At 73.1% G+C, this 10,529-nt stretch carries 9 protein-coding genes; 4 read left to right on the top strand and 5 right to left on the bottom strand.

Features of this window, described 5'->3' with window-relative positions:
- Positions 1 to 48: 48 nt before the first annotated feature.
- Positions 49 to 927, bottom strand: a complete 879-nt coding sequence (locus tag ACFXPX_RS42085) for a geranyl diphosphate 2-C-methyltransferase (RefSeq protein ID WP_380397908.1) — start codon at positions 925 to 927, stop codon at positions 49 to 51.
- Positions 928 to 989: 62 nt separating this feature from the next.
- The gene (locus ACFXPX_RS42080; protein ID WP_380644967.1) at positions 990 to 2,393 is read right to left on the bottom strand and encodes a family 2 encapsulin nanocompartment cargo protein terpene cyclase; all 1,404 of its coding nucleotides are present in this window, start codon (positions 2,391 to 2,393) and stop codon (positions 990 to 992) included.
- Positions 2,394 to 2,986: 593 nt separating this feature from the next.
- On the opposite strand from ACFXPX_RS42080, the gene ACFXPX_RS42075 reads away from it, so the two are divergent.
- Positions 2,987 to 4,312: a radical SAM protein gene (locus ACFXPX_RS42075; RefSeq protein WP_380644966.1), complete on the top strand. Its 1,326-nt coding sequence runs from the start codon at positions 2,987 to 2,989 to the stop codon at positions 4,310 to 4,312.
- Between the two features lie 48 nt (positions 4,313 to 4,360).
- Here ACFXPX_RS42075 and ACFXPX_RS42070 read toward each other — a convergent pair whose 3' ends face one another.
- Entirely contained in the window at positions 4,361 to 5,164 is an 804-nt protein-coding gene (locus tag ACFXPX_RS42070; RefSeq protein ID WP_380397902.1) for a thioesterase family protein, read from the bottom strand.
- Positions 5,165 to 5,379: 215 nt separating this feature from the next.
- On the bottom strand, positions 5,380 to 6,357 hold the full coding sequence (gene sph, locus ACFXPX_RS42065; RefSeq protein ID WP_380528653.1) for a sphingomyelin phosphodiesterase: 978 nt from the start codon (positions 6,355 to 6,357) through the stop codon (positions 5,380 to 5,382).
- A 286-nt stretch (positions 6,358 to 6,643) separates the two neighbouring features.
- Between sph and ACFXPX_RS42060 the strand changes: the two genes are divergently transcribed.
- Positions 6,644 to 8,191, top strand: coding sequence for a Na+/H+ antiporter (locus ACFXPX_RS42060; protein ID WP_380595061.1), 1,548 nt, complete (start codon positions 6,644 to 6,646; stop codon positions 8,189 to 8,191).
- 22 nt (positions 8,192 to 8,213) lie between these two features.
- On the opposite strand, the gene ACFXPX_RS42055 is transcribed toward ACFXPX_RS42060, so the two are convergent.
- Entirely contained in the window at positions 8,214 to 8,642 is a 429-nt protein-coding gene (locus ACFXPX_RS42055) for a DUF3592 domain-containing protein (protein WP_380528650.1), read from the bottom strand.
- Between the two features lie 144 nt (positions 8,643 to 8,786).
- Between ACFXPX_RS42055 and ACFXPX_RS42050 the strand changes: the two genes are divergently transcribed.
- Together ACFXPX_RS42050 and ACFXPX_RS42045 are read left to right on the top strand one after the other, a co-directional pair.
- The gene (locus ACFXPX_RS42050; RefSeq protein ID WP_380595057.1) at positions 8,787 to 9,488 is read left to right on the top strand and encodes a hypothetical protein; all 702 of its coding nucleotides are present in this window, start codon (positions 8,787 to 8,789) and stop codon (positions 9,486 to 9,488) included.
- 272 nt (positions 9,489 to 9,760) lie between these two features.
- The coding region (locus ACFXPX_RS42045; protein WP_380644965.1) for a hypothetical protein at positions 9,761 to 10,529 on the top strand (769 nt) is incomplete at its 3' end.

Genomic DNA, 10,529 nt, shown 5'->3' with positions numbered 1-10,529 from the left:
CCCCGTGCCGCGTGCGCGGGGCGGCCGCCCGTCGGTCCTGCGCCGGGGTCAGACCCGGTCGGCGGCGATCAGCACGTACTGGAAGGAGCCGTCCTTGTAGGACTCGATGAACGCCTCCTCGATGCCGGTGACCAGCGAGGTGGTGTTCCGCAGCTCCCAGTAGGGCAGGGTGTCCGGGGTCAGGTCGATGACGGCCTGGGGCACCAGGCGGTTGTCGGCCATCGCCCGCAGGTACTCCCGACGGGAGTGGATGTTGCACTCGAAGTGCGCGTTGATCTGCGAGACCCACTTCGACGGCTGGCCGTACTTCGGGTTCCAGCAGCCGGTGATGGTCACGTAGCGGCCGCCGACGGCCAGCACCCGGGAGTGCTCGGCGAACAGGTCGTGCAGGTCCACGTACATGCTGGACTCGTTGTTCCAGGAGCCGGCCACCGAGCCGTTCTCCAGCGGCATGTCGAGCATGTTGGCGACCCGGGAGCGGACGAAGTCGCCGATGCCCAGCTCGGCGGCGCGCTTGTTGCCGAACTCGGCCTGCTGGGTGGAGAGGGTCAGGCCCTCGACCCGGCAGCCGAAGCGCTGGTGGGCCATGACCATCGAGCCGCCGCGGCCGCAGCCCGCGTCGAGCAGGGTGGACTCGGCCTTGATGTCCCCGAGGTGGTCGAGCAGCACGTCGGCCTGGGCGGACTCCAGGCGGTGCAGCTCGGCGATGACCTTCTTCTCACGCTCGCTGTCGGCCGGGTCGCCGATCGCCTCCTGGTCGATCTCGCCGATGCCGTAGTGGTGGTGGTACAGGCCGTCGACGTCGCCCAGGCGCAGGTTCACCGGGCGGGCCTCGTTGTTCCAGTAGCGCGCGATGTCGCTCTGGTACGGGGTGGCCGGGCCGGGAATGGCGGTGCCGGCGGTGGTGATGTCGTCGGTCACGGACATGTGGGTCAACTCCAGGGTGATCAGGGTTGGTTATCGAAAAGGTGCGACTGCCGACCGGCGCGTTACCAGAAGTCGGGCAGGCTGTACCGGTGGGTGTTGGTCCGGTGCCAGTAGTGGTTGCCGTCGAGCCAGGCGGCCACCCCGCGCAGGAAGCGCACCAGGGTCGGCACCGGGCAGGCGACGGCCAGCGCGGCCGACTCGGCCTCGAAGGCGTGCATCAGCTCGTTGTGGACACCGACGGCCTTGAGGTAGCCCTCCTGGCGCGAGACGCCCTCCCGCTCGGAGATCACGGTCGGCAGGTTCAGGTGGAGCCCCGGGCTGGCGAGCTCCTTGGTGTACGAGTACAGGTCGTTGACGATGGTGGTCGCGTTGCCCGCCAGCGCGATGATCCGCTGCATGGCGGGCAGCGCGTGCAGCTCGACGGGCAGCTCGTAGCCGCCGACGGTGTCGGTGATCGTCGGGCAGGGACGGAAGTTGTTGAACTGGCGCATCGCCAGGTACTCCCAGACCTCCGGCACGTGCTCGGCCTCGGCCCAGGAGGCCTCGGCCAGGTACCCCATGTGCAGCCGCGCCATGTCGTGCCGGAAGCGGTCAGCCTGGGCGGGCGTGGAGGCCGCGACGAAGTAGTCCATCGCGGACCGGTAGGAGCGCCGGGGCGCGTCCTCGGAGAGCGAGGCCTCCCAGGCCGGGTGGTACTCCGCGGTGGTGTGCAGCGGGTCCAGCGCGGTGTGCGCGAGCAGCAGGCGGCTGCCCAGGCCGACGGGCGAGCCGCCGAGGTCCTCGCAGTAGCAGTCGTCCACCGCGTTCTCGGCGACCATCAGGCGGGCCGCGAGCATCAGGTGGTCGACGCTCGGCGCGTCGGGGTGGCAGGCCACCATGTAGCGCCCGGTGGAGAACCCGTCGAAGTCCTTCTCCCACTCCGGCGGGTAGAGCTCGATCTCGTCGATCGCCCAGGCCTTGATCTTGAGACTGAGTTCCGCCACCCGCACCGGGTCGGGCTCGGCGATCGGGTGGTGGTAGAGCCCGGGGATGGGGTCGCCGGTCTTCGGCTTGCCACCGCTCCGCGCCGCGGCCGGGGCCCCGAAGGTCAGCGCGGGACCGGAGGGCAGCACGGGGGCGGACGACGGCACGGGCGCGGACGGCAGGGCCTCGGGGAGGACGGCCTCCAGCGCGGCGGCCGCGGCCGCCAGGGCCTCCGACGCGACGGCCCCGACCAGCGCGGCCCCCGCGGCCGGGACGGCGCCGACGGCCACCTCGACCACCGACGCGTCCACCACCGCGACGTCGACCGCCGGTGTCTGCGCCACCGGCAGCTCGGGATCCGCAAGCTCGGACACCGCGGCCTCGGGCGCCACAGCCTCGGACGTCCCGGCCTCGGCCACCGGCGTCGGCGGCCTCAACTGCAGCCCGGCGGTGCCGAGTCCGGTCGGGCCGCGCAGGATCCGGTCGATCGCCGGGGAGCTCATGAGCCCACCGCCGGGGCGTCGACGGGCCCGGGTGGGGTACCCGTTCTGGTGCACAGGGGCATGGAGCCTCCTCTGAGAGGGATCGCCTGGTGTGACGGGTCGTCATTTCGCCCGCCGCGACGGGGAACTCCACGCCGCGGGCCCCGTCTCGCTCGGTTCCCCACCGTAGGCGCGAAAGCCCGTTCCGGATCGCAACGGACGATCTTCTACACCCGATAGGGTGAACGTTCCGGCTCACGGCGTTTGGCCGCGCCGGTGTCGTGCATCGGTCCACCCGGGGCCCCGGGCTGCGGTTCCGCGCCGGACGGCCCCCGCCCTCCCGGGCAGCGCGTCAACCTGCCGATCACCATCCGTGTCCGCGCCGCCCGACGGCGTCGCACCCCCCGCAGTGCGGGCCGTTCGACCGCGGATCACCCGATCCGGACCGCCCGCGCCCCCACCCGCACCCCCGCATGCACCCGGCGGGCGGGCAGCGGGCGACCGGGCGACGACCGGCGGGTGGGCCGGTGTCCCGCCGCCCGCCGATGGCGTAAGGGGGAGAAGAATGGGCGGGGCGCCGTGAGAGGAACGCGGCCAGGAAGGAAGACCAGCACATGGAGAGCCAGGCCCGCAGCCGCACCGAAGTCGTCGAGGACCTCATGGAGCGCTTCCCCGACGTGCCCCGGGAGGCGGTGATCAAGGAGGACCTGCTGCGCGGCGGCATGGCCTTCGACGAGTCCGCCCTCAGCGGCAGCACCGGGGCCGACGGCAGCGGCGAGATCAAACCGAAGTCGTACTTCATCTTCTCCTTCGACCACCGCACCCTGCCCGAGCTGGGCGCCGCCGCGCTGAACCGGCCGCCGGAGGAGGTCGTGCTGACCGGCGGGCCGTACGGGCTGCGCCGCACGGTGGTGTCGGTGCGGGTCAACCCCGACTCGCCGTACCGGGTGCGTGCGGGTGAGGACGGCACGCTCGGCCTCTACCTGGACGGCGCGCGGATCGCCGACGTCGGCCTGCCGCCGATGCCCGACTACTACCGGCACACCCTGGCCAACGGGAAGTCGGTGATGGAGGTCGCCCCGACCATCCAGTGGGGCTACCTGATCTACCTCACGGTGTTCCGGGTGTGCCAGTACTTCGGCGCCAAGGAGGAGTGCCAGTACTGCGACATCAACCACAACTGGCGCCAGCACAAGGCCGCCGGCCGCCCGTACACCGGGGTCAAGCCGGTCGAGGAGGTGCTGGAGGCGCTGGAGATCATCGACCGCCACGACACCGCCCGCGCCTCCCGGGCGTACACCCTCACCGGCGGCGCGATCACCTCGCAGGTCGGCGGCCGGGACGAGGCGGACTTCTACGGGCAGTACGCCAAGGCCATCGAGGAGCGCTTCCCCGACCGCTGGATCGGCAAGGTGGTCGCCCAGGCGCTGCCGCGCGACGACGTGCAGCGCTTCCACGACTACGGCGTGAAGATCTACCACCCCAACTTCGAGGTGTGGGACAAGCGCCTGTTCGAGCTCTACTGCCCCGGCAAGGAGCGCTACGTCGGCCGGGACGAGTGGCACCGCCGGATCCTGGACTCCACCGAGGTGTTCGGCGCGGAGAACGTGATCCCCAACTTCGTGGCGGGCGTGGAGATGGCCGAGCCCTTCGGCTTCACCACCGTCGACGAGGCGATCGCCTCCACCCGGGAGGGGCTGCGCTTCTTCATGTCCCACGGGGTGGTGCCGCGCTTCACCACCTGGTGCCCCGAGCCCACCACCCCGCTGGGCAAGGCCAACCCCCAGGGCGCGCCGCTGGAGTACCACATCCGGCTGCTGCAGGCCTACCGGGCCACCCTGGAGGAGTTCGGCCTCTCCTCCCCGCCCGGCTACGGCCCGGCCGGGCCCGGCAGAGCGGTCTTCTCGGTGAGCTCCTTCATGGACTCGCTGCCGGGCTGAGCCGCTCCGCGGTGGGTGCCGCCGCCTCGGCGGCACCCACCTCAGTTGTCAACTGCCCTGCTGCCGACGGACGGTGAGGATCTGCTCGGCCCGGCCCACCGGGCCGTGGACGTCGTGCAGCACGGTACTGGTGACGCCGTGGCCGGCCGGGCCGAAGCTGACGCCGGTGTCCAGGCCGGTCCAGCGGCCGCCGGGGCGGCGGTGGAAGTGGACGGTCAGGTCGGTGTTCGGGAACATCCACTCGGTGGGCTGCTCCCGGACGGCGATGCCGTTGGCGGTGTCGACCAGGGCGACGAACGCGGCGTGCGGGCTCGCGGCCTCCCCCGCGACGAGCTCCAGCGGGGTGGTGAGCCAGGCGGCGGCCCGGCCGGGCGCGGTGGAGCGGCGCCGGACCTCCACCGAGGCGATGTAGCCGCCGGCCCACTGCTCGCTCATCGGCCAGGGCTCGAACTCCTCGGGCGCGGGCAGCGGTTCGTCGTGGGTGCCGGCCACGGCGGCGGTGTCCTGCTCGGCCAGGAACCAGGCCCGGGCCCGGACCACGGCGCGGCCGGCGATCGAGGCGACCGCCTCCACCAGCTCGATGGTGCGGCCGGGGCGGAGGGTCTCGACCGTGATCTCCAGTTCGTCCAGGGCGATCAGGCCGAGGATGTCGAAGCTCACCCGGGCCAGGGCGAGGCCGTCGGCGGGGCGCCCGGCCCGGTGCCGGTCGATCGCGTGGACGATCAGGCCGCCCACCGGGCTGAAGTGCTGCTCGTCCGGGTGCCAGGCGCCCTGGGCGTGGACGGTGGGCTTGTACTGCTGCTCGCCGGTGCGCTGGTAGTAGCTGTCGGGTGCGGCGGTGGGGCTGGTCAAGGTGCGCTTCTCCTCGGGCCGGATCGCGGGGCTGCCGGGCGGGCACCGGTCCCGGCGTGGCCGGCGTCCGCGCTCCCGATCGTAGGAGCCCGAACCGGCCCGGACGCTGTGATGCCCGCCACAGCGGCCCCGCACCCGCACCGCCCGACCTGCGGCGCGGCACCTGCCCCGCCCGACCTGCGGCGCCGTCCCCGGCCGGACGGCGCCGCCCGGCCTCAGCGCGCGATCAGCGGGTAGTGGTCGGAGAGGTCGGTGTAGGTGTAGCTCTTGCCCCAGCTGCTCACCGTCCAGGGCGCGCTGTGCACCCGGCGGACCTCGTTGGTGTACTGCTGCGGGCGGGCGTGGTCGGCGCGGTAGAGGACGTGGTCGAGGTCCTCCTTGGGCTCGCCCGGGTAGCGGTAGGCGGCGACGGAGTTGTCGGCGGTGTCGAAGGAGTACGGCCAGCCGGTGCGGGCGGAGGCCGGGGCGAGGTGGGCGTTGTCCAGCAGGGCCTGGTACTCGGGGCCGTGGAAGTCGATGTTGAGGTCCCCCGCGACCAGCACCGGCTCGTCCGCCGGGATCCGCTTCGCGTCCAGGAAGGCCCGCATCGCGCCGAGCTGCTTGGCCCGGATCGCGGCCGCCTGCCCGCTGGCACATCCGGAGTCGGTGGACTGGAGGTGGGTGCCGACCACGTGGGTGCGCCGGCCGTCGACGTCGAGGACGACGTAGGCGAAACCCTTGTTGGACCACCAGTCGGAGCCGCAGGCGTCCTTGTAGACGTACTGCTCCTTGTGCAGGATCGGCCACTTGCTGAGGACGGTGACCCCGCCGTCCTCGGGGGTGGTGGAGCTGTAGCTGCCGGAGGTGGCGTCCCAGCCGCCGGTGGAGCGGCCGACCACGGGGGTGTGGAAGGGGTAGGCGGCGGAGGCCTTGGCGATCAGGGCGTCGGAGGCGGCGTTGTCGAAGGCCTCCTCCAGCACGACCACGTCGTGGCCCTGGAAGAAGTCCGCCGAGGCGATCGCCTGGGCGCGGTACTGCTGGCCCCAGTTGGGGTAGAGCGAGGTGCTCATCAGGAAGGTGTTGTAGGTCAGGACGTCCAGCGGCGGCGCGGTGGCGGGGGCGCTCTCGGCGCCGGCCGGGGCGGCGCCGAGCGCGGCGAGCACGGTGGCGGCGGCACCGGCGGCGAGGGTGCGGCGCAGGGACGGCAGGTTCATCGGGGCTCCGTGGGGGGACGTCGTCGGCCCGGCGGATCGCGGGATGTTGTGCATCCAACTTCCGTACGTGCACGGCCCGCAAGACTTCCGGCGAGCATGCGGTGAACTCGTTCGGAACAGCACCACCGGCCGGTGGTGCGGGCCGTGGCGCCGGAATTCCCTGCCGAACCCCGCCAAAGGACCGATAAGATGACGATCGGTGTGCCGGGAAGTCTGGTCGGCTCGGGGGACGACTGCGGCGATCGGGCCACGGCGACCCCGATGGTGCGATGGGTCGTTTCTGCAGATGCACGCCGTGGGGATCGTTCTCGTCCTGGTCGTCCTGGCCACCAGCGTGGCCACCTTCGCCCGCCGATGGCGGGTGCCCGCCCCCTCGCTGCTGGTCCTCGTCGGACTCGGCGTCGCCCTCCTCCCCGGCGTCCCCGCGCTGCACGTCCCCCCGCAGGTCATCGGCGCGGTGGTACTGCCCCCGCTGCTCTACTCCTCCGCCGAGGAACTGTCGCTGCGCGACCTGCGCACGGTCTGGCGGCCCGTCACCGTGCTCTCCTTCGGCCTGGTCTTCGCCTCCGCCGCGGCCGTCGGCTTCCTCGCCGTCGCCGTCGCCGGGCTGCCGCCCGCGATGGCCTTCGTGCTCGGCGCCGTGCTCTCCAGCACCGACCCGGTGGCCGTCACCGCGCTCGGCCGCCGACTCGCCCTGCCCGGGCGGGTCCAGGTGCTCGTCCAGGCGGAGAGCCTGTTCAACGACGCTACCTCGCTGGTGCTGTTCAAGGTCGCCGTCGGCGTCGCCGTGGCGGTCGGCGGGACGGTCGACCTGCCCGCCGCGGGCGGCGAACTGGTGCTGCTCGGCGGGGGCGGCAGCCTGGTCGGCGCGGCCGTCGCCGGGCTGGTCTGGCTGCTGCGCCGCCGCACCACCGACCCGGTGCTGGAGACGGTGATAGCCCTGGTCACCCCGTACGCGGCGTACGTCCTGGCGGAGTCCGCGCACACCTCCGGCGTGACCTCGGTGGTGGTCGCCGGGGTGCTGCTCGGCCGCTCCGGCCACCGGCTCACCGACGCCCGGATCCGGCTGCAACTGCACGCCGTGTACGCGGTGGTGGTGTTCCTGCTGGAGAGCGTCGTCTTCTCGATCGTCGGCCTGGAACTGCCCACGCTGGTCCGGGAGCTGCCGGCCGGCGCCGGCTGGTGGCCGCTCCAGTCGGTGGCCATCGCCGCCGTGCTGATCGCCGTCCGGGTGCTGTGGACCCTGCCGCTCACCCGCGCCGTCAGGCCCAGCCGGGGGCGGCTGTCCTGGCGGGTCGCCGGGGTGGTGACCTGGGCCGGCACCCGGGGCGTCATGCCGCTGGCCGCCGCGCTCTCCATCCCGCTGCTGACCGAGGGCGGCGCCGCGCTCGACGGGCGGCCGCTGGTCCTGGTGCTGACCGTCTCCAACGTCGTGCTCACCCTGGTCGTCCAGGGACTGACCCTCGCCGCCGTGGTCAACCGCTCCGGACTCGCCCTGGAACCCGAGCACACCGCGCGCGAGGAGGCCGACGCCCGCGACGAGCTCAACCGCGCCGCCCTGGACCACGTGGACGGCCTGGCCGAACTGGAGGCCGTCCCGGAGACCGCCGTCGACCGGGTCCGCCGCGCCCTCACCGCCCGGCTCGACCGCACCCCCGAGACCCCCGACGGCAACACGGCCGACGACGCCTACCGCCAACTGCGGCACGAGGTCATCACGGTGCAGAACGACCGGCTGCACCGGCTGTACGAGGAGCACCGGATCAGCGACACCACCCTGCGGCTGCTCCAGCGCGACCTCGACCTGGAACAGGCGGCCCTGGGCAGGACGTGACCGCGGGCCGGCCGGCCCGCGGTCAGAACATCAGCACCAGCAGGCCGGCCGCGCCCAGCGCGCAGAGCAGCGCGAGCGCCGCCAGCCCGAACTCGTTCGGAGGCGGCGGCAACCGGCGCACCGGGTGGACGGCCAGCCCCCGGCCGGGGCGGGCGGGGTGGTACAGCACGGTCACCTCGTCCCCCTCCTGGTAGCGGCCGCCCTCGGGGCGCGCGTCGTGCCGCAGCAGTTCGACCACCCGGCCGTCCGGCAGGCCGTACTCGATGGTCACCCGGCGGCGCTCGTACCCCTCGGAGGTGGTGTGCCAGCGCACCCGGCGGACCCGGCCGACGGCGCAGACGCCGCCGCGGCGCAGCTCCCGGACCGTCCGGCCCGCCGAGGCGAGCAGCGCGGCCAGCCCGGCCAGGACCGCTGCCCCGACCAGGAGGAACAGATCAAGAACCGCCCCCACAGAAGTCAATGTACCCACCACGCAACGGAGTTGGGAAGACGGCCGACGGGCCGCACCGGCCGGGCGGTACCCCGGTCTTCCGGGTGTCGGGGGCTGCCGTCACACTGTCGCGAGCACGAAGCAGAACCACCGAGCGGGGGCAGCATGGCCAAGCGTCCGAACAAGAAGCAGAAACGGCCGCTGGCGGCCGGGGTCGTCCGGCCGGCCAAGCCCGTCCGCCGACGGCCCGGCAAGGACCTCCAGCTCGCGCCGCGCACGGTGCGGCGCACCGCGCCGCTGGTCGGGCTGCTCGCCCCGCTGCTGATCATCGGGCTGCTGGCGCTCGCCACCAACCCCGACTACCAGGCCCCCTGCACCATCCTGGCCGTCCTGGTGCTGATGGCGGCCGTCGTCGGACTGATGATGATCCACAGCAGCGGCTGGGTGGTCTGGCCCGCCGTCGTGCTGGGCCTGGTGCTCCTGGTGATCCCCACCACCGCCCTGCGTGCCCAGCTGATCTCCCACCGCGGGGTGGACACCCGGGTCGTCATCACGTCGGCACACAGCGGCAAGGACAAGACGGGCAAGGTCAGCTGGACCTGCGGCATCCGCCGCGAGGACGGCCACCCGCTGCCGCACGGCACCATCGGGGGCTTCGGCTGCTCCGGCTCCTCGGTCGGCAGCACCACCACGGTGCTGGCCGACCCGGACGGCTGGGCGCCGCCGGCCAACCTGGACGACGACCTCTCCTTCCGCGGCGCCGGGGTCTGGGTCACCGGCGCGGCCGCCGTCCTGTGGGCCGCGCTCACCTTCGCCACGGCCCGCCGGACCCTGCGCGGGCGGGGTCGGCGCAAGGGCGCGGCCTGACCGGGAAACGGATCGGCGGATTCGCCGGTTCAGCATTTCGGCGGAGAATTCCCGGCGGAGGAGTTCCCTGGTCAACGGCCCATGGTCGCACCGCACAGGTGAAGCGCACATGGCATTTTCCCGGCCCCTCGTCGACTCCCGTCCCGGCATTTGCGGGGAATTCGCGCATTGCTCGATTGATTCGCGCAAGTCCCTTCCTTTCCCGGGCCGGATCTGCCAGCATCGTCCGCTATCCGGCGACCGAGCTGGAAGACGACCGGGGGAGGAACTCCATGCTCGGCTCCGTCCTGCGCAGAGCGCGCGGGCAACGGCCGTCGGCCGCCGGCGGCACCGTCCACCGGCCCGGCCACCGTCCGGCGCGCTGGGTCCCCACCCGGCTGAGGGCGAACCCACTGGCCGCGCTGCTGATGGCGCTGCTCGCCCTCGTCACGGTCTTCCTGGCGGCCGCCTTCCCGCGGATCGCCGACCGGGGCGCGGACACGGCACTCCGGGACTTCGTCGACCGGGCGGGCCTCAACCAGACCAGCCTGCAGACCACGTCCAAGACGCAGGACGACGACACCCCCGCGGCGCTCGACCGGGTGCAGCGCGAGGTCACCGAGCTGATCGGCCGACAGCTGCCGCTCGCCCAGCCCGGCCGGGCCAGCGGCACCCGGGCCGTCGCCGACCGCGGCATGGGCAACCCGGAGTACGTCCGGATCGCGGAGAAGCGCACCGACCCCGTCCTCGGACTGCTCTACGTACCCGACCTGTCCAGCCGGGCCACCCTCACCGACGGCAGCTGGCCGACGCCCGGCAAGATCGGCGGCCCGCTGCCGATCGTGATCAGCCGGCAGGCCGCCGACACCATCCACATCAAGCTCGGCGACGTCGTCGACAACGGCTTCGACGGCGCAGGTGCCCGGCGGACCAGCGTGGTGGTCGGCTTCTACCGGATCAACGATCCCCAGGACCCGTTCTGGGACAACCTCGGCTGCCCGGCCCGCGCCTGGCTGCGGCCGACCCCCGAGCACGAGCACTGGGCGACCAGCGGGTTCGTCG

The sequence above is a fragment of the Kitasatospora sp. NPDC059146 genome, from assembly GCF_042786665.1.
Taxonomy (GTDB): Bacteria; Actinomycetota; Actinomycetes; order Streptomycetales; family Streptomycetaceae; genus Kitasatospora.
This window is presented reverse-complemented; position numbering and strand designations above follow the sequence as displayed.